Origin of the sequence: Bowdeniella nasicola, assembly GCF_900107735.1 — a bacterium.
GTDB lineage: Bacteria > Actinomycetota > Actinomycetes > Actinomycetales > Actinomycetaceae > Bowdeniella > Bowdeniella massiliensis.
On sequence record NZ_FNQV01000012.1, the window covers coordinates 65,718 to 87,465 of the forward strand.

The following is a 21,748-nucleotide window of genomic DNA, read 5'->3' on the forward strand; positions in this document are numbered from 1 at the left end:
ACGCCGCTCGGCGGATCGTGACATCACGCCGTGATGAGATCGCGCCGCTGAAAACCCCAGATCCCGACCGCCATGAGCACTGCCGCGACCAGGGTGAGCACCCCTATCGCACCGGCCGACAGATCGACCGCAGGATACTGTCCGATATGACGGAAGACGGATGTCTTCAGCATGGAGTCATCGAGGCTGAGCACGTCGCCGAACATTGCGAGCGCGGTGCTATAGCCGAAGGCGAGCCACGTCAGGGCGAGCAGCCTCGGCGCAAATCCGTAGAGTGCCACCCCGACGCCAACGAGTAACCACACCGCGGGAACCTGGGCGATGTGGCCGAGGAAGGTCGGCCCAACGAGGCCCCAGTCCCCCGTCGCCATGGCAGCACCAAGCCCTTCACCGAGCCCCGCGAGCGCCAGCAGCCAAACAGAGCCCACGACGGTGATGGTAAGCCAGGCGAACACCCACCCGCGACGCGTCACCGCGGTCGCGAGAACCGGTTCGGTGCGCACGCCGTATTCCTCGCCTTTGAGCGCCTGGAGCGATAACAGTGCGAAGACGGAGACGAAAACAGCGAAGTAAAGCGCCATGAAACCGAGGTAGCCATCAATCATTCCCGCGGTTCCACCAAACATCGCGAGGATCTCCGGCGGCATTCCGGCAGCGTTGTCGGCCATGGGCTGGACGAACGCCCCGAAGATCACGCCGGCTGCCAACATCGAGGCGGACCACCATGCGAGCGTGGCGCGCTGCAGCCGGAAGGCAATGCTCACCGCACTGTTCAGCCATGCGGGAGCGGTCGCCGATCCGAGCCGGTCAGGCAGGATTCCCGCCCCAAGGTCACGGCGTGACTGCAACGCAAAACCGAGATAGATGAGAACGAGGCTGACCCCGAGTGAGATCAGTAAAGGCCACCACCGATCGAGTGTGAGCGGAGCGGTTTGCTGCGACCAGCCAAGCGGTGACAGCCACGAGAGCCACTCGAGGGAACCTCCCTGGATCCGCGACATATCGCCCAACCCGCGCACAATGAACGACGCGGCAAGCACCGCCCCCGCCATACCCGACGCCGCTCGCGAAAACGGCGAGAGCTGCATTGTCACGGCGGCAACCGTGGCAAAGACAATCCCGACGGCCGCGACGCTGCACGCGAACAGCAGCGAGGCGCCAATATCGTTAGGACCGGCCTCCGAGGCCGAAAAGACGAGGGTCATGAGCGCCGCCATCACGACGTTCATGCCGATCGCCAGGATCAGCGCGGCCGCGAGGCTCGAATGGCGTCCCACGACATTGGCGCGCACAAGTTCTGCTCGCCCGGTCTGTTCCTCGACGCGGGTGTGCCGCGAGATCGTCGTGATGCTCATGAGCGCAGCACCGATCATCAAGTAAGCGCCGTACATGCCGACGAGGAACCGTCCAACGGTGATGTCCTCGAACCCGTAGCCGGGTCCACCAATGAGCGCCATGACGGGGTTGGCCGCGAACGCGGCGAAGCTGCGTAGCGCTTTCTCGTCCAGGACGAGACCCAGCGCGTTCGCAAAGTACGCGAGCATCATCGCCATTCCCAGGACCCACGCGGGCATGCGAATGCGGTCGCGTCGGATCATGAACCGTAGCAGCTGCCCGAGTCCGGCCAGGGCGTCCGATCGCGCGGGCATCCGGTCGGTCATTGAAAGCACCGCCCCGCTCATCGGGCACTCCGATGCAGCTCATCACCGTAGTGGCGCAGCAACAGCTGTTCCAGGGTTGGCGGAGTCGCGGTCAATGCGGTGACATCGTGGGCAGCGAGTTCTCGCATAATGTCAGCCAGTTCGCTCGTATCGACGTCGAAGCGGACGTGGCCGTCCTCGACGCGGTAATTGTGGACCCCGCGGTGCTCGGCGAGCCTATCGGTGGGGTGCTCAATCCGAGCGGTCACGGCAGTGCGAGACAGATGACGCAACTCATCCAACGTGCCGGTCTCCACATTCTTGCCGTGCCGCACGATCGATATCCGGTCGGCAAGGACTTCTACCTGGGCCAGGATATGGCTCGAGAGCAATACCGTACGCCCGGCGTCTTTGACCTCCCGGATGCAGTCCTGGAAGACCGCCTCCATGAGGGGGTCGAGTCCAGCGGTAGGTTCGTCCAGGAGCAGGAGGTCGACGTCCGAAGCGAGGGCTGAGATCAGGGCGACCTTCTGCCGGTTGCCCTTGGAATAGGTTCGACCTTTCTTGCGCGGGTCGAGATCGAATCGATCGATAAGCTCGTCGCGCTTCTTCGTGTTCACCCCGCCTCGCAGCCGGGCAAAGAGGTCGATGGCCTCGCCTCCAGTGAGGCTGGGCCATAGTTCCACGTCGCCGGGAACATAGGCGAGCCGGCGGTGCAGACTGACGGCGTCGCTCCAGGGATCCTTGCCGAGGAGGCGCGCGGTCCCGGAATCACTTCTCAGGATGCCGAGCAGGATCCGGATCGTCGTGGATTTGCCTGCCCCGTTTGGGCCGAGGAATCCGTGGACTTCGCCCGGCGCAACCTTGAGGTCGAGTCCGTCGAGCGCGGTCACTGAACCGAATTTTTTGATGAGGCCAGAAATGCTGATGGCGGGAGCCTCGGTACCCGCCGAAGAATGGATGGTCATGAAAGCCTTCTTTGACGTGAGGGTTGGTTGGATCGGAGCCGCATCAGCGCGGCGGATCGTGCGGGCTCCCGGGATTCTCTCCCGCCGTTTGAGGCTCGGCCTCGTGCGGTACATGAGAAATGAAGCCGTGAGTGTACAGATCCGTCAGGACCGGAATCAGGCGCTTCATGCTGCCGGTGAAGTCGTTTGTCTGAAGGGAGTGGCGAATCCTGTCCTCGAGCAGGACAGGTCCTAGCGCCACCATTGCGAGCGCGGTTGCCTGGGCGCGCCGATCCTCAGCGACACGGAATTCGTATCCTTCGAATCCGGTCTGAAGAATCTCCTCGATGGTCTCGACATAGTGGTCGAAGAAGCGCTGACCTTGCCCGGTCGGGTCGAGGAGGGATCGGGTGAGATAGAAGATGTAGGACAGGCTCGTGGGATCTTGGAATAGCCCAACCGCTAGCGGGGCCGCCCCTCGAACGTCCTGTCGTTTCGCCTCAGTGAGGGCGTCGAATACGTGTTCGTCACAAGCTTCCCGCAGCCCCTCTTTGGATTCAAAGTGATGGATCACAAGGCCCGGCGAAACCTCGGCAGCCTCCGCGATTGAGCGGACCGTGGCGCGCGCAAACCCGCGCTCGGCAAACAATGTGATGGCCGCTTCGCGAATCCGTGCAGCCGTTTCAGGGGCCGCATGAGAAGCCAATGTTGAACGCATGTTCAATATTAAACACGTGTTCAATCAGCGGGTTAAGATCTCCTCGCCCCTGCCGCTACGCCCTTTACGTCACCGCAGGCGTGGATCACTCGGCTGACGATCATCGCGCAAGACGGCCATCGCGTTCCACGGCAGCGTCGAGGGCAAGCGTGAGCTCATCGCTGCAGCTTTTCGCAAGCATGGGTATCGCTTCGGTGAGATCTAGCAAGCGGCATTCAGCAACCACGTCGGAGGTAATCGGTAGACTTCCCTAGAACCCTTGATGCTCTCCATCATCGAGGCGAGCATGCATATACCGGAGGGACTCTCATGGACAACCACGTTGAGGGAATGACCCAAGTGGACGCCTACCTGATTCCAGATGAGGAAGTCGCGACCTACGTCGAGAACCGCAGGTACGTTGCTCGGCGCGCTCTGGCCATCTACGAGTCTGCCGGCTACGAGGCGGCACGCGATTTTGCCGGCTCAGAAGATGGTGAAGCAGTTGTCGCTCGGGATGAGCAAGGCGAGCTTCGTCATCTCATGCACCTAGACCCCGATGGTGTCGCGCAGATGTTGGAGGCCGATGAGGCGGGAACTTTAGATGAGTTCCTCCTTGGGAAGATCGAAAGTGAAGAGGTGAGGGCAACGTCCCGCGTGAAGGATGCGCTGGTCTGGATCGACTGCGAGATGACCGGTCTGGATTTGGAGCACGATGAACTCATCGAGGTGGCGGCGATCGTGACCGATTCCGACCTCAACCCCCTCGACGGCGGCATCGATGTTCTGATCAAACCCAGCGATACGGCCCTTGAGCAGATGAACGATTTTGTGCGCCGGATGCACACCCGCTCGGGACTCCTCGATGAACTCGCTTCGGCCGGCAGCCTGGAAGACGCGACCAACGAGGTCCTTAGTTACATCAAGAAGCACGTGCCGGTCTCACGCAAGGCACCGCTGGCAGGTAACTCCGTTGGAACCGACAAGGCTTTTCTCGACAAGCAGATGCCCGCCGTCACAGACCATTTGCACTACCGAATTATCGACGTCTCCTCCATCAAGGAACTCGCCCGTCGCTGGTTCCCGCGCACCTACTTCCGAGCGCCGGAAAAGGCTGGCGACCACCGCGCGCTGGCAGATATTGCCGAGTCCATCGACGAATTGCGCTACTACCGTTCGGTGTTGTGGCCGGAGGGCGAAGGCCCAACGTCCGCAGAGTGCGTTGAGGCTGCCGGGACAGTTCTCGCTGATGCGACGCTGCAACGAGCCGCAGCAAAGCAGGCCGAGAAGGACCGGATCGCGAGCGCCGTCGGACGCGTGACCCGGTGAGGTACGCCACCGACACAGAATTAGGTCGCCGCATTTTTCTTCGGTAGACTAATCGATCGTTGCCCCCGTTTTACGGACGGCACATGGTGGGTATAGCTCAGTCGGTAGAGCGTCTGGTTGTGGTCCAGAAGGTCGCGGGTTCAAGCCCCGTTACTCACCCCAAACGGGTCAGGTTTGAACTTTCGACCAAGGGGCCACCCTTGGTCGAGGGTTCAGCCTGGCCCATCTTCTTTGCCTCGGCGGCCCAGCTCAGGGCGTCGGCATGGAGGCCGGACAGACTCAGCCCGTCGTACGGGTTGCGGTAGCCGACGCGCACGTTGTTGTCCTCGTCGATGTAGATCGTCTTGAACAGCGCCTGATTGATGAGCCGACGGTTCGCGTCGTCGGCGTGCTCGTAAATGTCGGCGGCGTTGGACAGCAGTTTCAGGGAGTCGTCGAGGTTCTCTCGCGCAGCCGCGTAGTGGCCGTGGTGCGCGCTGATCCGGTGTTCGATGGTCTCCAACGAGGCGGTGATCCGGTCCTGCTCCCTTTTGAGGAGGTCGAGTGGGATGGCTCCGGCGTAGTGGGCTTGGAGCAGCTTGTGCTGCTCGCCTTCGAGCTGGGTTCTCCGGGACGCGAGGGCGGCGAGCTCGGCGGCACCTTCGGCCATCATCTCGTCGAACCTGGCATGGAGCATCGCCGAGACCGCCTCGATCGTTTCCGGGTCGATCTGCACCTTGTCGTAGAAGCGCTCGATGAGCCGTTCGACCTGCTCGATCAGCATCGCCTGCCGGGTGCAGTCGCCTCTGCCGCCATGCCGGCCGGCGCACACGAAGTACGGGTAGATCGTGCCCTGACTGCTCTTCGCGTTGCACACCAGCAGCCGCGAGCCGCACTGACCGCAGAAGACCGTCCCCTTCGAGGAGTGTTCGTGGACTTGCGTTGCGTCTGCTGCCGAGCGGTGCGTGCCGAGCACGGTCTGCACCTGGTCCCCGACTTCATTGGAGACGATGGCCTCGTGCGCTCCGGCGTAGGTCACGCCCTGATAGCGGACGCTGCCCTTGTAGTACGGGTTCTTCAGCATCCGGTGCACCGACAACTTCGCGATGGGTCTGGATGGTCGTCGCGGTGACGCTGCCGTCGTGAGCCCTCGCGCCACGAGTTCCTGGTGGAGTTGGCTGGTCGTCCAGTCGCCGGATGCGAACACCTGGAACGCCCACCGGACCAATCGCGCACGCTCTTCGTCGATCTCGACGGTGCGGACCTCCCGCCCGAACTCGTCTCGTACCCCGACGTTGCGGTAGCCGAAGGGCGCCTTCGTCACGGTGCCGCCCTGCGCGGCCTTCTGTGACAGGCCCTTGACGACCTCAGTGGCGAGGTTGCGGGAGTAGAACTCGGCAATCGAGGACATGATGCCGTGCAGCAGCATCCCCGATGGGGTCTCGTCGATGTTCTCCGTGGCCGAGACCAGCGTGACGCCGGCGTCCTTGAGTGCGAGGTGGATGGTCACGTCATCGGCACGGTTGCGGGCCAGCCGGTCGACCTTCTGGACGATGCAGTAGTTCGTCTTGTGCTTCGCGACGTACTGAATCATCCGCATCAGTTCGGGCCGGTCGGCCTTCCGTGCGGACTCGCCCGCGTCGACGAACTCCTCGATGATCGTTGCGCCGAGCTGGTCGGCCTTGCGCTGGTTCGCCTCGCGCTGCGCAGGGATCGAGAAGCCCTCCGCCTGGCCGCCCTTCTCCGCCTGCTCCTTCGTGGAGACCCGCAGGTAGGAGACGGCGAACGATCCGGGGAACGGGGTGGGCGCTACGAGGCTGTCTATCGCGGTGCGGTCCACGTCGATGATCGTCATGGCTCTTCTCCACAGTCACTGGTCCCGTGATCCGACGCGGCTCGTTTCGCGGTGGGTGTTGATCGTGAGGAGAGCCCGAAGGCTGTAGGACTAGGCCGAATCGGCCACGTTTACTTTGCCTCGCCGAGGCGAAGCGCTAGGACCACAACATCCGCCGTCCGCGACGGATGCCCTCATTCTACGACGACGCGCTCGCCCTGGCACGAGACGCCGACCCTGATCCTCCACGGCACCAGAGACAAGTCGGTGCCGATCCGGCTCTCACAAACACTCCGACATGACCGCCCGGACCTCGTCGCGCTGGAGACGTTCGACGCCGATCACACCCTGTGCTGGAACACCGACCCCGACCGGTGGCACGAGACAGTGACCACCTGGCTCAAGGCCCGCGTCCTGCACTGATCGGCAGAACGCAGCGACCACCCTCGGCACCCATCTCGTTCGGCCACGCCCGGAGAAACCCCATTCAAGCCGCAGCTCCACCGGTATCATCGTGAGTGTTGCCCTGCCAGGGCCATAGAGCGAGGGAGGACCAACGTGGCTGAGCCGTGGCTGTCCGCAGACGACATCGCCACCCACCTCGGGGTCACCAAAGACACCGTCTACACCTGGATCGCCGAGAAGGCCATGCCCGCCCACAAAGTCGGACGCCTCTGGAAGTTCCAAGCCAGCGAGATCGACGACTGGGTGCGCGCGGGAGCGGCGGTTAGCGACCACGAAGCTCCACAGCAGGTCACGCCAAAGTCGGTGGTCGCTCCTACGATCATGACGACGAGCACGGGGAGGAGAGACGATGACGCTGAGTGAGGCCCAGCGCTTGGTGAAGTCCAAGCAGCGCGTTGCGGATCACGGCGAGGTGTTCACGCCAGCGTGGATGGTCGAGGACATGCTCGATCTCGTTAAGCACGAGTCCGAGCGGATCGACTCTCGCGTGCTTGAGCCCGCCTGCGGCTCGGGCAACTTCCTCGTGCCAGTCTTGGCCCGCAAGCTCATGACCGTCCAGCTTCGCCACGGCAAGAGCGACTTCGAGAAGCGTCACTACGCGCTGTTTGCGCTGATGTGCACGTACGGCATCGAGCTCCTCGGTGACAACGCCGAGGAATGCCGGGACAATCTCGCAGAGGTGTTCAACACGTTCCTGGGCATCAGCAGCGAGGACCCGTGGGCGCGAGCGGCACGCGCGGTCCTAGCCGTGAACATCGTCCAGGGGGATGCCTTGACCATGACCGTGCCAAGCGGCCAGCCGATCACGTTTCCTGAGTGGGGCTACCTCGGCAAGGGGAAGTTCCAGAGGCGGGACTTCCGCTACGACGACCTCACTCAGCGCGCCTCGTACGAGGGGACACTGTTCGGCGAACTCGACGACGATGACCTGTTCGTTCCCGCGCAAACCTATCCGACGATGACCTTCAGCCAGATCGCGGAGGCCGCCGCGTGAGCCTTGCACCTTTCACTCTCCGAGGGCACAACCCGGATGTCTTGACCTGCATCGCGAACCTGTCCAACGACGAGGTCTTCACCCCGCCAGAGTTCGCGAACCGGATGCTCGATACGCTCACAACCGCGTGGGCAGACGCCAACGACGGCGCAGACATCTGGGCTAACCCCGATGTCACGTTCCTAGATCCGTTCACCAAGTCCGGCGTGTTCCTCCGCGAGATCGTCCGTCGACTCACCGACGGACTGGTCCTGGCAATCCCCGACCTCGACCAACGCGTCGATCACATCCTCACCCATCAGGTGTTCGGCATCGGGATCACCCAGCTCACTGCGCTGCTTGCGCGCCGGAGCGTCTACTGCTCGAGGTTCGCCAACGGCCCGCACTCGATCGCCAGGTCATTCACGACCGAGGACGGCAATATCTGGTTCGAGCGCACCGAGCACACCTGGGGCGGTGGGAAACGAGAGTTCCGATCCGATCCGCTGACCAGCGAAGAAGTCATCGTCCATACCAACCGCAAGTGCATCTACTGCGGAGCGGGCGAGGACGACTACGCCCGTGGTGACGACCTTGAGACTCACGCTTATGCCTTCATCCACACCGACGACATCAAAGCTCGCATGGCCGAGCTGTTCGGAGACAACATGCAGTTCGACGTCATCATCGGGAACCCTCCGTACCAGCTCAGTGACGGCGGCTATGGCACCTCCGCAGCACCGATTTACCAGTCGTTCGTGGAGAAGGCGCTGGGGCTAGACCCACGCTTCGCCGTCTTTGTGACTCCGTCTCGTTGGTTTGCGGGAGGCAAGGGGCTTGATGAGTACCGCAAGAAGATGCTCTCCGACCATCGCATGCACGACATCGTCGACTACCCCAAACTCTACGAGGCCTTCCCCGGCGTAAAGATCCGAGGCGGAGTCTCGTATTTCCTCTGGGATCGCGAATACGACGGTCCTTGCACGATCCAGACCATGTGGGACGGCGAGCCGCTCGGCGCACCTGTTGCTCGCTATCTCGACGCGTACGACGTACTCGTCCGACGCAATGAAGCCGTTCCGATTCTCGAAAAGGTTCGAGCGAGGCAGGAGCCAACGCTCGACTCACGGGTGTCGAGTCGTAAGCCTTTCGGGCTCGCTACCAATTTCAGAGGGAGTACATCCCCCTCGCGAATGGTCGCGCCGGTGAAACTTTTCGCGAACCAGAGGGTCGATTGGATAGAGCGAGGCGACTTGCCGTCCAACCGCGATTGGGTTGACGACTGGAAAGTCTTGATGACGCGTGTGCAGGGCACGAGCGCCGCGGTCGAGACGAAGTTCCTCTCGAAGCCGATCATTGCCGGGCCCGGCACGGCCTGCACGGAGACGTATCTTGTCGCCGGAAGGTTCGACACTGAGGAGGAGGCGACGCGGTATGCAGCGTATCTGCGCACTCGCTTCGTCCGCTTTCTGGTGTCTTTAAGGAAGGGGACACAAGACGCTGCGCGGAACGTATATGCGTTTGTGCCGGACTTGCCTCTCGACCGGGATTGGACGGATGCTCTCCTCTACGAGCGCTACGGCCTGACCGACGACGAGATCGCGTTCATTGAGTCTCAGGTCGCTCCTCATGACGACGCCCTCTTCGACGAGGACGGGGCCGACGATAGCGATGAGTAGAGAGATCGACGAACTCCTTCCCGAGCGCCCCGAAGCGAGGCTGCGCATTTATGCGTGGTCGCCAAACGACCCACCGACAGGGTACGCGGGACTCCTCAAAGTGGGACAGACAACCAAGACGGACGTGAACGCGCGCATCCGCGAGTCGCAGGGGCAGATGCAGCAGGCCTACACGCTCCACGTGGATGAGCTCGCCGAACGCGGCGATGGGTCGATCTTCCGCGACTCAGATGTGCGTCAACGGTTGGTCGACAAGGGCTTCGAGAACCCGATCTTCGGCTCAGCGCGAGAGTGGATGCGCTGTACCCCGAAGGATGTGCGTACGGCGATCACTGAGCTTCGCACGGGCGTGAAACTTAGCGGCACCCATCATGAGACTTTCCCAATGCGCCCGGAGCAGGTCAGCGCCGTCGAGAAGGCGCAGGGCTACTTCGAGTCGATTTGGGCCGAGGATTACCACGCGGTGCCACGCTTCCTGTGGAACGCCAAGATGCGCTTCGGGAAAACCTTCGCCTCCTACCAGCTCGCGAAGCGGCTCGGCGCCAAGCGCATCCTTGTGGTCACCTTCAAACCTGCGGTGGAGGACGCCTGGCAGACCGACCTGGAGTCTCACGCTGACTTCGACGGTTGGCAGTACCTCTCCTCAGCGACTGGGGGTAGCCCGGACGACGCCGACAAGACTCGGCCGCTGGTCTACTTCGGCTCGTTCCAGGACCTGCTCGGGCGCGACCGGAAGACCGGGCTCATCAAGGCAAAGAACGAGTGGGTTCACACCACCAACTGGGACCTCGTCATCTTCGACGAATACCACTTCGGTGCCTGGCGTGAATCCGCCAAGGAGCTGTTCGAGGGCGAGGACGAGAAGGTCAAGCAGAAGGAGCTGGCCGCCGAGTACAACGACGGCCTAGTCGCCTTCGATGAAGAGCTTGACGAGCTCGGCAACGACGAGGACGACTTCCTGCCGATCACCACCCGCGCGTACCTGTACCTGTCGGGAACACCGTTCAAGGCGCTGGCAACGGGTGAGTTCATCGAGGAGCAAATCTTCAACTGGACCTACACCGACGAGCAGCGTGCCAAGGCCGAGTACGCCGTCGCGCACCCGGACGCGTGGAACCCGTACGGGGCGCTCCCGGAGATGCGTCTGTTCACCTACCAGATGCCTGACGAGCTCATCGCCGTCGCGAACCAGGGAGAGTTCGACGAGTTCGATCTCAACGAGTTCTTCGAGGCGAAGGGCATCGGCAAGGACGCCGAGTTCACGCACAAGACCGACGTGCAGAAGTGGCTCGATCTCATCCGTGGCGCCCACCTGCCCACGCAGGTCGACGCCATGCGAATGGGCACCCGTCCGCCGTTCCCATACTCCGATGTCCGACTCCTGCCGTACCTGCAGCACTCGTTCTGGTTCCTACCCAATGTGGCTGCGTGCCAGGCGATGGCGAATCTGCTCGCGGAGAAGCAGAACGTGTTCTGGCACGACTACCAGGTCCTTGTCGTCGCGGGTGCTGGCGCGGGCATTGGCCTGGATGCCCTTCCACCGGTACGGGCGGTGATCGGCGACGGCCACGACACGAAGACGATCACCCTGTCCTGCGGCAAGCTCACTACGGGCGTCACCGTCAAGCAGTGGTCCTCGATCCTGATGCTGCGCAACCTCAACTCGCCCGAGACCTATTTCCAGGCAGCGTTCCGCGTGCAGTCACCTTGGGCGATCAAGAATCCCGACGGAGACAACCCGAGCGCCGAGGCCGTACTCAAGCCGGTGTGCTTCGTGTTCGACTTCGCGCCGACCCGGGCGCTGCGTCAGATCGCCGACTACGGGGCTGGTCTCTCGCCGGAGACGCCGAACCCGGAGCAGGCCGTCGAGGAGCTCGTGAAGTTCCTGCCCGTGTTGGCCTACGACGGGTCGAACATGACCCAGGTCGATGCTGGCGGCATCCTCGACATCGCCATGTCGGGCACGTCCGCGACCCTCCTGGCCCGCAAGTGGGAGTCCGCGATACTCGTCAACGTCGACAACGACACCCTGCGCAAGATCATGAACAACCCTGACGCCCTCAGCGCCATCATGAACATCGAAGGCTTCCGCGCGCTCGGCAACGACATCTTCGAGACCGTCGTGAACAAGAGCGACGCCGTGAAGAAGGCGAAGAAGGAGAAGGGCCAAGAGATCACTCCGGCGGAGAAGAAGGAACTCACGGCGGAAGAGAAGGAGTACAAGTCCAAGCGGAAGCAGATTCAAGAGAAGCTGGTCAAGTTCGCCACCCGCATCCCGGCGTTCATGTACCTGACCGACTTCCGCGAGAACACCCTCCAGGATGTCATCACCAAGCTCGAACCGGGCCTGTTCCGCACCGTCACTGGACTGACCGTTGAGGATTTCCATCTGCTCGTGAACCTTGGCGTCTTCAACGCGACCCACATGAACCAGGCTGTCTTCGCCTTCCGCCGCTACGAGGACTCGTCTCTGTCCTACACCGGAATCGAGTCCCACAAGGGGCTGCGGCGCTACGGCCTCTACGACACCGTGGTGGCCGTAGATGACGACGCCATCGCCTGACCATCTGCCAGCCTTACCGAGAGAATCCGCATGTCGTTCCAGACCCCGCGCAGCATCGAAGAGATGCTGACCGCTATCCACAAGCGCGAGTACCTGATGCCTGCAATCTAGCGAGAGTTCGCGTGGGATGCCGATCAGATCACCAAGCTTGTCGATAGCCTCATGCGCGGATACCCCGTCGGGTCGTTCCTGCTCTGGGACGTCAAGCCTGAAACTGCGCAGTCGTACACGTTCTACGAGTTCCTGACCAACTACCACGAGCGCGACAACCCCTACGCCGACAAGGCAACGGTTTCCTCCGGGAGTGGCACGACGGCGGTGCTCGATGGACAACAGCGGCTCACCTCGTTGAACATCGCGCTGTACGGCAGCTTCGCGGAGAAGAAGAAGTACGCGTGGTGGAACAGTGCGGACGCGTTCCCCGTCAAGCGCCTCTACCTCAACCTCGTCGACGAGCCCGACGACGAGGAGCTCGGCACGAAGCACGACCTGCGGTTCCTCACCGACCGGGAGGCCTCCCCGGCGGATGGCGAGGCCGACAAGTAGTTCCGAGTCGGCGCAGTCCTCGATCTCGCCAACGCTGGCCCCGCGATCATGCGCGAGCTGGAGCAACGCGGCATCGCTGGATCGGCTGACGCGTTCCAGCGGCTCTACGACCTGTACGAGGCGGTGCGGATTCTCAAGCCGATGAACTACTTCCTGGTCACCAATCAGGACGCCGACAAGGTGCTCGAAATCTTCGTCCGCGTCAACAGCGGCGGCACCACGCTCTCCTACTCCGATCTGCTGCTGTCGATGGCGACGAACCAGTGGCAGGAGCTGGATGCTCGTGAGGAAGTCCGCTCGCTGGTCTCCGAGATCAACAGCAACGCCGGCCGCCAGTTCTCGTTCTCCAAGGATGTGGTGCTGAAGACCGCGCTGACGACCGCGGACGTGGAGGTGCGGTTCAAGGTCACCAACTTCACCCAAGGGAACATGGCCAAGGTGGAGGCAGCCTGGCCGCAGATCAAGGGGGCCTTGCTGCGTGCTGCGACGCTGCTTCAGCAGTTCGGGTACAACGAGCGCAACCTCACCGCGAACAGTGTGATCGTCCCGGTCGCGCACTACCTGCACTTGCGGGGTGCGGGCGACTCGTACCTCGATTCCACTGCTGACGCCGCCGACAGGCTCGCCCTTCAACGATGGGTGACGCGCTCGCTGGTCAAGCGTGGCATCTGGGGGTCGGGGCTCGACACGCTGCTCACACGCATCCGCGATGTCCTCCGCACCAACTCGACGAACGGCTTCCCGGTTGCGGCGGTCGCGGAGGCGATGGCGGCCGTCGGCAAGAGCCTCGCGTTCGACAACGCCGAGATCGACGAACTGCTCAACCTCAAGTACGCCGGCCAGCGAACGTTCTCCGTCCTCTCGGTCCTGTACCCCGGGCTGGACCTGAGCAAGAAGTTCCACGAAGACCACATCTTCCCCAAGTCACGGTTCACCAAGAAGAAGCTCCTCGACGCCGGGATTCCGCTCGACAGCATCGATGACTACCTCGCGGTCGTGAACCTCCTGCCGAACCTCCAGTTGCTTGCTGGGACTGCCAACATCGAGAAGCAAGACGGCCTACCTGCGGAGTGGATTGAGACTGCCTTCCCGAGCGAGGACAAGCGAGCTACCTACCTTGCCGAGAACGACCTCGACGGCCTTCCGCTCGACTTGGCCGACTTCACCTCGTTCTTCGAGGAGCGCAAGCAGCGAATCCGGACCCGCCTACTCGCCGCTCTGGGAACAACACCGGGCGCACCGGAGGAAGCGGCTCTCTCCTAGCCCAGGCTCACGCGGCGAGCAGCGACAGTGCGGACACGGCCTGGAGAGGTAGCACTCCGTTGCCTAGCGCGGTGAGCTGCTGGTTCTGCGTCAGGTCGTCGCTGTCCGCAACCCACCCAATCGGGAGGCCCATCAGCCATTCGACGAATGCTGGTGCCGGGCGGGGGCCTTCCGCGTCGTTCAGGAGGGCTGGCGCTGGCGCGGGGCGTCCGGTGATGTGTTCCCAGCGGGTGATGGCGTCGGCGTAGCGTCCCCAGCGCTGAACAGTCCGTCGATCAGGGACCACAGCGTCTCCGATTCGCCTCGACTGTTCGGTGAGCTAGCCGGTCCGTGGAGTGCGAAGTCGATGATCTGGTGCGACAAGGCGATCGTCCCGCGCCTCGCTCGCACCTGGTCGAGCGTTTCTCCACCGCGCGATGAGTCCGTCGCCAGCGGAGTGCGGAACAGTGCGCCGGGCGAGGGCGAAGATGCGGAAGCGTTGGTGGGGAGCGCCGACAAGGGAAGCCGGTAGGCCGATCCATCGTGAATCCAGCCGCAGGTCGGCCAGATCGCCGAGAACGGCGCCGAGAGCCCGTAGAGGTCGAGCTGCGTTGTCTCCCAGACGCCACGGGTCGGGTTCCAGGATGCGAAGGGTTGCGTCATCGGGGGTTGCATCGCCGGGGTTGCGTCGGTCATTGTCGTCTCCTTCTGTGGGTGGCCGCGTTGCGGGTGAGGACAGCAGCCCGCGGACGTTCTCGATGACGACCCATTCGGGCTGGAGTGCGTCGATGGCTATGGCCATGTGCGCCCACAGACCCGAGCGCGTGCCAGGAGCGAGGCCGGCGCGCTTGCCGACGGTGGAGACGTCTTGGCATGGGAACCCTCCGATGAGGATGTCCACAGGCTCGACATGACGCCAGTCGATGGCCGTGATGTCACCGAGGGTCGGTGCATCTGGCCAGTGGCGGGCGAAGACGCGGGTGACGGGCTCGTTGAGTTCGGAGAACCACACGGTCTTGGCGTTGAAGACGTGCTCGACGGCAAGGTCGAGGCCGCCGTAGCCGCTGAACAGCGACCCGATCCTGAGTTCTGAGTCGCCGCTGGCGTCGAGGTCGTGCATGAAGTGCGCTCCGGTGGTGGTCGTTCCCGCTATCGCCTCGTCACGAAGCTGATGTCGAGCTGGTCACCTGTCAGGTGCACGACACCCACACGCGCCTGCCGCCCGAGGTCCTCTACCTCCGGCCTTCGCTCCAACCGCACTCGGAGGTCACACGCGTCTTGCAGGTCGAGGTTGATCCGGGCATTACCGCCGTAGAAGTCACCGGGTGCGGATGCTCACCTGCCCGGCAGGAGCGGAGGTGAGCATGACGGTTTCGATGCGCGTGATGTCGGCGGGTGATGGCTACAAGTACCTGCTCAAGACGGTCGTGGCCGCCGACGGCAACCGGCCGCTCTCGACGCCGCTCACTCGCTACTACAAGGAGGAGGGGCACCCCGCCTGGTCGCTGGCTTGGCGCGGGTGTAGCGGCCCTCGGCAAGGGCGAGATTCAGGTGGGCGACCGAGTATCAGGAGACCAGCTCCAGCTCCTGATGGGCACGGGCTGTGATCCAATCACCGGCGACAAACTCGGCTTGGGCTTAGCGACGTACAAGAGCCAGAACGAGTGGATCGAGGCACGGATCGCAGCTCTCGATCCGGCGTTGACGCCCGGCGCCAAGGGTGAGGCTGTCGCGCAGATCGTTGCCGAGGAGACTGCCCGCAGCACACGGCGTGCGGTGGCGGGTTTTGACTTCACGTTCTCGATTCCGAAGTCCGCGTCAGTGTTGTGGGCGGTAGCCGATGCCGGGGTCCAGGCGCTGATCGGTGAGGCGCATCATCGGGCGATTGCGGAGGTGGTTGCGTTCATGGAGCGCGAGGTTGCGGCCACACGCACGGGTGCAACTGCCGGGGATGGCGCGGTTGCGCAGGTCGATGTCACCGGGCTGATCGCGACGGCGTTCGATCACTTCGACTCCCGCGCCGGTGACCCTCACCTGCATACGCATGTGGTCATCAGCAACAAGGCCAAGACCACCTTCGACGGCAAGTGGCGCTCGCTCGACGGCAGGCCGATGCATGCCGCCGTCGTCGCGCTCTCCGAACTACACGAAGCCGTGTTCGCCGACCACATGACGCGCACCTTCGGGGTCTCCTGGGAAGCCCGAGACATGGGTCGCGACCACAACCCGGCCTGGGCGATCACGGGCGTCCCGGAGGAACTCGTCGCGGAGTTCTCCACCCGCGCCCGCCACATCGACATCGAGACCGACCGGCTCATCACCGAGTACGTCGCGGCACATGGACGGCGCCCCACACCGGCGGTCATCATGAAGCTCCGAGCCCAGGCCACCCTGACCACTCGCCCTGATAAGCGGGTCCGGTCCCTGGCCAACCTCACCGCGGAGTGGCGCGACCGCGCCACGAAGACGCTGGGCCGGGACGCAACGATGTGGGCACGCGAGGTCACCGACAACGATAAGCCGCTCCTGCTGCGCGCCGACGACGTGCCGCTCGACGTGATCGGCGAGATTGGGCGTTCAGTCGTCGAGGTGGTCGGCGAGAAGCGCGCGACCTGGCGACGGTGGAATCTCATGGCCGAGGCATCCCGGCAGACAATGGGTTGGCGGTTCGCCACCATGCAGGATCGGGAAGCCATCGTCGCGATGGTCGCCGACGCCGCCGAGCTCGTCTCGCTTCGGTTGACCCCGCCCGAACTCGCGGCCTCGCCGGTCGTGTTCCGTCGGCCTGACGGCACCTCAGTGTTCCGTCCGAAGAGCTCTACCGTGTTCACCTCAGAGGCGCAGCTTGCTGCCGAGGACAGACTGCTCGAACGCGCCAGCAACCTGGCCGGACCGACGGTCTCCCTCGCGACCGTCGAGAAGACCACCCGAAGGCCCGACGCTGACGGTCGGCTGCTCAGCGATGACCAAGCTGACGCTCTGATCCACATCGCAGTGTTCGGACGGATGCTCGATGTTCTCGTGGGCCCTGCCGGGGCGGGCAAGACCACCGCCATGAACGCACTCCGCCAGGCGTGGGAAGCCGAACACGGTCCCGGCTCCGTCGTCGGGCTCGCCCCATCGGCCGTTGCAGCACAGGTGCTCGCCGACGATCTCGGGATCACAACTGAGAACACGGCGAAGTGGTGGCAGAACCACCTCCTGCACGGCACCACCTTCGAGGCGGGTCAGCTCGTCATCATCGACGAAGCCTCCCTCGCAGGCACGCTCTCGCTGGACCGCATCACCCACCTCGCCCAGGAAGCGGGCGCGAAGGTGCTGCTGGTCGGCGACTACGCCCAACTGCAATCCGTGGACGCCGGCGGCGCATTCGCGATGATCGCCCACGACCGGGCCGACACCCCCGAACTGGTCGACGCCCACCGCTTCACCCATACCTGGGAGAAGGCCGCCTCACTCGAGCTGCGCCATGGACGCGCCCAGGCCGTCGACGCCTACCTCGCCCACGAGCGCATCACCGACGGCGACTCCGAGGCCATGACCGACACCGCCTACAACGCCTGGCGCGCCGACCGCGACGCCGGACTCGTCTCGGTGCTGATCGCCGAAACCCACGAAGACGTGACCACGCTGAACCGTCGCGCCCGCGCCGACCTGATCCAAAACAAGATGCTGAACCCCGACCGCGAGGTCGAACTGTGCGACGGCACCGCCGCCGGGATCGGGGACACGATCATCACCCGACGCAACGACCGACGACTCCGCACTGTGACCGGGCGGGACTGGGTGCGCAATGGCGATGTCTGGACGATCACGGCCGTCGGCGATGACGGGACTCTCACCATTGCGCGCGACCACGGGGTCGGCACCACCGTCCGCGAGGACGGGACTATCGCGGTACGGAGGCGTGGGCGAAGGTTCGGCGGCAGTATCGTCCTGCCCGCCTCGTATGTCTCCGAGAGCGTCGATCTCGGCTACGCCGTCACCGCCTACCGTGCGCAAGGCGTCACGACCGACACCGCGCATGTGTTAGTCGCACCGACCTCGACCAGAGAGACCTTCTATGTCGCAATGACCCGAGGCCGCCACTCCAACCGCGCCTACGTCACCCTTGACCGCGCCGACGACCATGCAGAGCCGCACCCCGGCGACGACCCCAACGCGACCACCCGCAGCGTGCTCTCCGGCGTTCTCCAGCACAGTGGAGCCGAGCTCTCGGCGCACGAGACGATCGTTGCCGAGCAGGAGCAGTGGGGCTCGATCGCCCAGCTCGCTGCCGAGTACGAGACCATCGCCGCCACAGCCCAACACGACCGCTGGGCCACCCTCGTTCGCAGGTCCGGACTCACCGACGACCAGGCCGACAGCGCCATCGATTCCGAGGCATTCGGCCCACTCGCCGCCGAGCTCCGCCGCGCCGAGGCCAACCACCACGACGTCGATGCGCTCATGCCACGGCTTGTCGCAGCGCGAGGGTTCGGCGACGCCGACGACATCGCCGCCGTCCTCCACTACCGCGTCGAGCGCGCGACCGCTCGACCAGCGGGATCAGGACGAACCCGGAAACCGCCGCGCCTCATTGCCGGACTCATCCCACACGCCGTTGGCGTGGTGGACGCCGAGATGCGAGCCGCACTCGACGAGCGAGCGATGCTGATCGAGGCCCGCGCCGACGCCGCGCTCGACACGGCCCTTGCCGATGGCGTTCCGTGGACAAGGGCACTCGGCATGCCACCGAGCGAGCGACGCCGCGCTGCGACCTGGCGCAGGGCTGCACGAGTCGTCGCCGCTTACCGCGACCGGTACTTCATCGCCGACGATGCACCCCTTGGTGCCCCGGCCGAGTCGGCCGCACAGAAGATCGACGCCGCGAGGGCGCGAGCAGCACTCGACAGGTTGCTCCTTTCCCCTGCCCAGAGCGCTTCGCCGGAGGCTGGGCTCAACGCCGTCAGACGGGGGCAGCCTCAGCCAGGACGCAGCATCTGACCCTTCCAAATGTCCCCGCCGCGACGTAGCCTTGAAGTGAGGCGGATTTCTCCTTACCTTTGGGCCGTTCGCGGCAGACCTTCGGGTCACTCTCCACGCACCGTCTCGACAACGTACGTGCGTGTTGAGAGGAGCCCATCATGATCCGCCTACTGTGGACAGCCAGCACGCAGGTCCGCTACTTCCTGCGTCGTTACATGCCGAGCAACATCCTGCTTGACCTGATCCGAACGAGGAACGGGCTGAAGTGGGGCGTGCCAGCGATGCTGCTGGCCGCTACGTACCTGGGCGTCGCTGCCTGGTGCACTACTCTCATCGAGTCCGGCGGCCCCGGATGGCTCCACCTCGTGGTCCTGATCTGCATCTGGAACGCTCTCAAGATGGTCGTCATCGGCCCGGTGAGCGTGGTGCTGCTCGTGAAGGCACGCGCCAAGGAACGCCACGCCCGGAAGCGTGCCGAGCGCGAGGTAGACGCTGAGGTGCCTCAGCGTGAACTCACTCGCAGCAGCCGCTGAGAGACACTTCCATCCGCCAAACTCTTGACGAGCAGCTACAGCGAACGTGTTGGTCCAGGCGTAGCCGGACGGACTCGATTCGCAACTTGCGTACGCGGCGCAGAGACCTGGCGAGCGTTGCCGCGTTCCACCAGGCGCGCAAGATCGGCGCTGTCGGCGACCAGTGAAGCAGTGCCTTCCCGTAGCAGACGATGCGGCCCGAGGCTCGCGGCGCTCGTCACCGGGCCAGGCACTGCTCCCACGCTTCGACCCAGCTCGAAAGCGTGCTGCGCCACCCCCAAGGAGCCTGACCGACCTGCCGCCTCAACGATCACCGTCGTAGACGCGAGCGCCGCCATCAGCCGCCCACGAGCGATGAACCGATGCCGCGTGGGAACGGCACCAGGCGGGACCTCGCTGACGAGAAGCCCGACATCGGCCACGCGTTCGAGTAGGTCACGGTGGCCAGCAGGGTAAGGACGGTCGATGCCGTTAGCGAGGATCGCGATCGTGTCACCACCTGCAGCGAGAGCAGCTTGGTGCGCAGCGCCTTCGATCCCGTACGCGCCACCGGCGACGACGACGCGCTCGTCCGCAACCGCCGAGGCGCCCAGTTCGCGGGCAACATGGTCACCGTACGAGGTGGATGCGCGCGATCCGGTGATCGTGACGAAGTCCTGCAACGGGCGGGAGAGGAACGACGAGGCACCGCGCGTCCACAACACGTAGGGAGCGAGATCGCCAAGATCGTTGAGGGCAACGGGCCAGCTCACGTCGCCTGGGACAAGAACCTGGATGCCTGACTGCTGAGCCTGATCGAGACGGGCGGCGATGTCCTTCGCCGCAGGTGCGTCGAAGTGGTCGCGCCAGATCTGCGCGTCGACGGCGCTGAGACCGACCACCGCGCCGTCGCGCTCGGCGAGGCGGAGCGTCTCCATCGCCCCGAGTCCATTCATGACTCGGCCAGTCACCGGATCGTTGGGCTCGACGAGCATGGACAGCACCATCCGCGCGGTTCGCTCGTCGTCTGCGAGGTCACTCAGCACAACCATCGTCGGCCCCTCTCGGCATTTGATACCGACGAGGTGCACAGCCAGCCCCGGTTCGGTGGCAGCTAGGTGATGACGGCGCGGATATAGATGCCAACGCCGATGAGCAAGAGAGCACCGTAGAAGGGCAAGATCGACCACGATGACCAGACGCTCCATGCCGGGACCCATCGGCCAATCACAGTCTTGACTCGCTCACGCCACCCGGCCGATGCAGGTATCGGATCGTCAGCTTCGGAGGGGTCGAGTGAGAACTGTGGGACGGCGCGCGTGCCCCGTGCAACGGTGTCGTACAGTCGCCGGTAGGCGCGTTCTTGTCGCAGATAGTTGGCGTCGAGGAACATGAAGAGCACGACCGCTGCGAGTCCGAGCAGAGTAACCGCTCGTGAGTGCTGCACTAGCGCGAACCCAAAGGTGGCCGTGACGACTGGCAGCAGCCACCCTTTCGCACTTGATGACGCAGCGGACATGCGAGTGACGACTGCCTGTATGAAGTCGAGGTGCTTCCGCCGATCTTCGTCTGAGGGTTGGGTCGGCGTACTCACTTGTTGCTCGCCTTCCGGCACTCGGCTCTCAGCGCTTCCCACGCTTCGTCCTTCGCCTCCTCGCTGTAGTTGCTTTCAGGCGGCCAGATGTGCCCGATGGGGTCTCCTTCCCAGCGAGGCACAAGATGGACGTGCAGGTGGAAGACCGTCTGACTGGCCGCGCTACCGTTGGACTGAATGACGTTGAGGCCATCGGGGTTGACTGCGCGCTTGACTGCTGCGGCGAGCCGCGTTGTTGCCCTGGAGAGCTGCTCGGCAGTGACTTCATCAAGTGCCCAAATGTCGGGCACATGGAGGCGAGGGATCACAAGCGTGTGCCCGAGGGTAGCCGGATTGTGCGGGAAGAAGGCAACGACATGCTCATCGCGATAGACCTCGCGAGCGTCGGGATCGTCCCGGTCGACAATCTCGCAGAAGGGGCAATCAGGATCGCTTGTAGGCATTGCTCACCCACGTCGTGATGTTGGGTCTGCTGTCGGTTTGCTTGAGTCCAAGACTGTCTCGATCTGAAGATCGATACTGAAAGGATGATGAGCATGCCATCGAAGTACAGTGAGGAGTTCAAGCGAGATGCTGTCGCGCTCGTGGAGTCCGGCCTCACGCAGAAAACCGTGTGTAAAGATCTCGGTATCTCGAAGTCAGCTCTCGCCTCGTGGATTCAAGATGCGAGGTTCACGTCGTATGGGATGACCCCGTCAAAAGACCCTGACGAGCAGCGGGAGATGCGCCAAGCGCTCAAACGAATTCGTGAGCTCGAGATGGAAAACGAGGTCCTCAGGC

Annotated in this window: 18 protein-coding genes, 1 tRNA gene and 2 pseudogenes; 12 read left to right on the forward strand and 9 right to left on the reverse strand. The window is 63.8% G+C overall.

The genetic code is table 11. The features are described from left to right. Window positions 1-23: 23 nt before the first annotated feature. The 3 genes from BLU67_RS09645 to BLU67_RS09655 are packed head-to-tail and all read right to left on the reverse strand — an operon-like array spanning window position 24 to window position 3,305. Window positions 24-1,682, reverse strand: a complete 1,659-nt coding sequence (locus BLU67_RS09645; RefSeq protein WP_222842456.1) for an ABC transporter permease — start codon at window positions 1,680-1,682, stop codon at window positions 24-26. Continuing rightward, window positions 1,679-2,608: an ABC transporter ATP-binding protein gene (locus BLU67_RS09650; RefSeq protein ID WP_092565405.1), complete on the reverse strand. Its 930-nt coding sequence runs from the start codon at window positions 2,606-2,608 to the stop codon at window positions 1,679-1,681. The genes BLU67_RS09645 and BLU67_RS09650 overlap by 4 nt, the downstream gene beginning before the upstream one ends. Before the next feature lie 43 nt (window positions 2,609-2,651). After that, entirely contained in the window at window positions 2,652-3,305 is a 654-nt protein-coding gene (locus BLU67_RS09655; RefSeq protein WP_261977092.1) for a TetR/AcrR family transcriptional regulator, read from the reverse strand. A gap of 636 nt (window positions 3,306-3,941) precedes the next feature. Between BLU67_RS09655 and orn the strand changes: the two genes are divergently transcribed. After that, window positions 3,942-4,613, forward strand: coding sequence for an oligoribonuclease (gene orn / locus BLU67_RS09660; protein WP_261977093.1), 672 nt, complete (start codon window positions 3,942-3,944; stop codon window positions 4,611-4,613). Between the two features lie 86 nt (window positions 4,614-4,699). Beyond that, window positions 4,700-4,775, forward strand: a tRNA-His gene (locus tag BLU67_RS09665). Here BLU67_RS09665 and BLU67_RS09670 read toward each other — a convergent pair. Continuing rightward, window positions 4,768-6,447 (reverse strand): recombinase family protein, encoded by a 1,680-nt coding sequence (locus tag BLU67_RS09670; protein ID WP_092565407.1) that lies wholly within the window; start codon window positions 6,445-6,447, stop codon window positions 4,768-4,770. The genes BLU67_RS09665 and BLU67_RS09670 overlap by 8 nt on opposite strands. Window positions 6,448-6,693: 246 nt before the next feature. Here BLU67_RS09670 and BLU67_RS09675 point away from each other — a divergent pair, with 246 nt between their 5' ends. The 7 genes and pseudogenes from BLU67_RS09675 (at window position 6,694) to BLU67_RS09700 (ending at window position 13,915) form a co-directional block, all read left to right on the forward strand. Next, entirely contained in the window at window positions 6,694-6,849 is a 156-nt protein-coding gene (locus BLU67_RS09675; RefSeq protein ID WP_176780771.1) for a hypothetical protein, read from the forward strand. Window positions 6,850-6,984: 135 nt separating this feature from the next. Next, a pseudogene (locus tag BLU67_RS12410) lies at window positions 6,985-7,161 on the forward strand (helix-turn-helix domain-containing protein); the annotation flags it as partial. A 79-nt stretch (window positions 7,162-7,240) separates the two neighbouring features. After that, complete coding sequence (locus tag BLU67_RS09685) at window positions 7,241-7,885, forward strand: N-6 DNA methylase (protein ID WP_092565409.1); 645 nt, start codon at window positions 7,241-7,243, stop codon at window positions 7,883-7,885. Next, the gene (locus BLU67_RS09690; protein WP_261977089.1) at window positions 7,882-9,543 is read left to right on the forward strand and encodes an Eco57I restriction-modification methylase domain-containing protein; all 1,662 of its coding nucleotides are present in this window, start codon (window positions 7,882-7,884) and stop codon (window positions 9,541-9,543) included. Before BLU67_RS09685 ends, BLU67_RS09690 begins: the two co-directional genes overlap by 4 nt. Further along, window positions 9,536-12,106 (forward strand): DEAD/DEAH box helicase family protein, encoded by a 2,571-nt coding sequence (locus BLU67_RS09695; RefSeq protein WP_092565411.1) that lies wholly within the window; start codon window positions 9,536-9,538, stop codon window positions 12,104-12,106. The genes BLU67_RS09690 and BLU67_RS09695 overlap by 8 nt, the downstream gene beginning before the upstream one ends. A gap of 123 nt (window positions 12,107-12,229) precedes the next feature. After that, a pseudogene (locus BLU67_RS12415) lies at window positions 12,230-12,652 on the forward strand (DUF262 domain-containing protein); the annotation flags it as partial. Window positions 12,653-12,700: 48 nt separating this feature from the next. After that, window positions 12,701-13,915: a DUF262 domain-containing protein gene (locus BLU67_RS09700; protein ID WP_222842458.1), complete on the forward strand. Its 1,215-nt coding sequence runs from the start codon at window positions 12,701-12,703 to the stop codon at window positions 13,913-13,915. A 7-nt stretch (window positions 13,916-13,922) separates the two neighbouring features. On the opposite strand, the gene BLU67_RS12420 is transcribed toward BLU67_RS09700, so the two are convergent. Both BLU67_RS12420 and BLU67_RS09705 read right to left on the reverse strand, forming a co-directional pair. Then, window positions 13,923-14,201, reverse strand: coding sequence for a hypothetical protein (locus BLU67_RS12420; protein ID WP_222842459.1), 279 nt, complete (start codon window positions 14,199-14,201; stop codon window positions 13,923-13,925). Between the two features lie 33 nt (window positions 14,202-14,234). Continuing rightward, window positions 14,235-15,014, reverse strand: coding sequence for a DNA cytosine methyltransferase (locus BLU67_RS09705; protein ID WP_222842460.1), 780 nt, complete (start codon window positions 15,012-15,014; stop codon window positions 14,235-14,237). 278 nt (window positions 15,015-15,292) lie between these two features. On the opposite strand from BLU67_RS09705, the gene mobF reads away from it, so the two are divergent. Then, complete coding sequence (gene mobF, locus BLU67_RS09710; RefSeq protein WP_261977090.1) at window positions 15,293-18,880, forward strand: MobF family relaxase; 3,588 nt, start codon at window positions 15,293-15,295, stop codon at window positions 18,878-18,880. Window positions 18,881-19,020: 140 nt separating this feature from the next. After that, the gene (locus BLU67_RS09715; RefSeq protein ID WP_092565412.1) at window positions 19,021-19,395 is read left to right on the forward strand and encodes a sulfate permease; all 375 of its coding nucleotides are present in this window, start codon (window positions 19,021-19,023) and stop codon (window positions 19,393-19,395) included. A 35-nt stretch (window positions 19,396-19,430) separates the two neighbouring features. Here the strand turns inward: BLU67_RS09715 and BLU67_RS09720 are convergent, their stop codons facing one another. From BLU67_RS09720 to BLU67_RS12430, 3 genes are all read right to left on the reverse strand, one after another. Then, window positions 19,431-20,426, reverse strand: a complete 996-nt coding sequence (locus BLU67_RS09720) for a DNA-processing protein DprA (protein ID WP_092565414.1) — start codon at window positions 20,424-20,426, stop codon at window positions 19,431-19,433. A 62-nt stretch (window positions 20,427-20,488) separates the two neighbouring features. Continuing rightward, entirely contained in the window at window positions 20,489-20,821 is a 333-nt protein-coding gene (locus tag BLU67_RS12425; RefSeq protein ID WP_222842462.1) for a hypothetical protein, read from the reverse strand. Between the two features lie 143 nt (window positions 20,822-20,964). Beyond that, complete coding sequence (locus tag BLU67_RS12430) at window positions 20,965-21,411, reverse strand: HIT family protein (protein WP_222842463.1); 447 nt, start codon at window positions 21,409-21,411, stop codon at window positions 20,965-20,967. Between the two features lie 93 nt (window positions 21,412-21,504). Here BLU67_RS12430 and BLU67_RS09730 point away from each other — a divergent pair. Further along, a partial coding sequence (locus BLU67_RS09730) for a transposase (RefSeq protein WP_143027397.1) occupies window positions 21,505-21,748 on the forward strand: 244 nt, incomplete at its 3' end.

Coding starts and splice junctions, on each gene's coding strand:
- BLU67_RS09645 (WP_222842456.1), bottom strand. CDS start 1,682: ATGAGCGGGGCGGTGCTTTCAATGACCGACCGGATGCCCGCGCGATCG.
- BLU67_RS09650 (WP_092565405.1), bottom strand. CDS start 2,608: ATGACCATCCATTCTTCGGCGGGTACCGAGGCTCCCGCCATCAGCATT.
- BLU67_RS09655 (WP_261977092.1), bottom strand. CDS start 3,305: ATGCGTTCAACATTGGCTTCTCATGCGGCCCCTGAAACGGCTGCACGG.
- BLU67_RS09670 (WP_092565407.1), bottom strand. CDS start 6,447: ATGACGATCATCGACGTGGACCGCACCGCGATAGACAGCCTCGTAGCG.
- BLU67_RS09685 (WP_092565409.1), top strand. CDS start 7,241: ATGACGCTGAGTGAGGCCCAGCGCTTGGTGAAGTCCAAGCAGCGCGTT.
- BLU67_RS09695 (WP_092565411.1), top strand. CDS start 9,536: ATGAGTAGAGAGATCGACGAACTCCTTCCCGAGCGCCCCGAAGCGAGG.
- BLU67_RS09700 (WP_222842458.1), top strand. CDS start 12,701: ATGCGCGAGCTGGAGCAACGCGGCATCGCTGGATCGGCTGACGCGTTC.
- BLU67_RS09705 (WP_222842460.1), bottom strand. CDS start 15,014: ATGCACGACCTCGACGCCAGCGGCGACTCAGAACTCAGGATCGGGTCG.
- mobF (WP_261977090.1), top strand. CDS start 15,293: ATGGCTACAAGTACCTGCTCAAGACGGTCGTGGCCGCCGACGGCAACC.
- BLU67_RS09715 (WP_092565412.1), top strand. CDS start 19,021: ATGATCCGCCTACTGTGGACAGCCAGCACGCAGGTCCGCTACTTCCTG.
- BLU67_RS09720 (WP_092565414.1), bottom strand. CDS start 20,426: ATGGTTGTGCTGAGTGACCTCGCAGACGACGAGCGAACCGCGCGGATG.
- BLU67_RS12430 (WP_222842463.1), bottom strand. CDS start 21,411: ATGCCTACAAGCGATCCTGATTGCCCCTTCTGCGAGATTGTCGACCGG.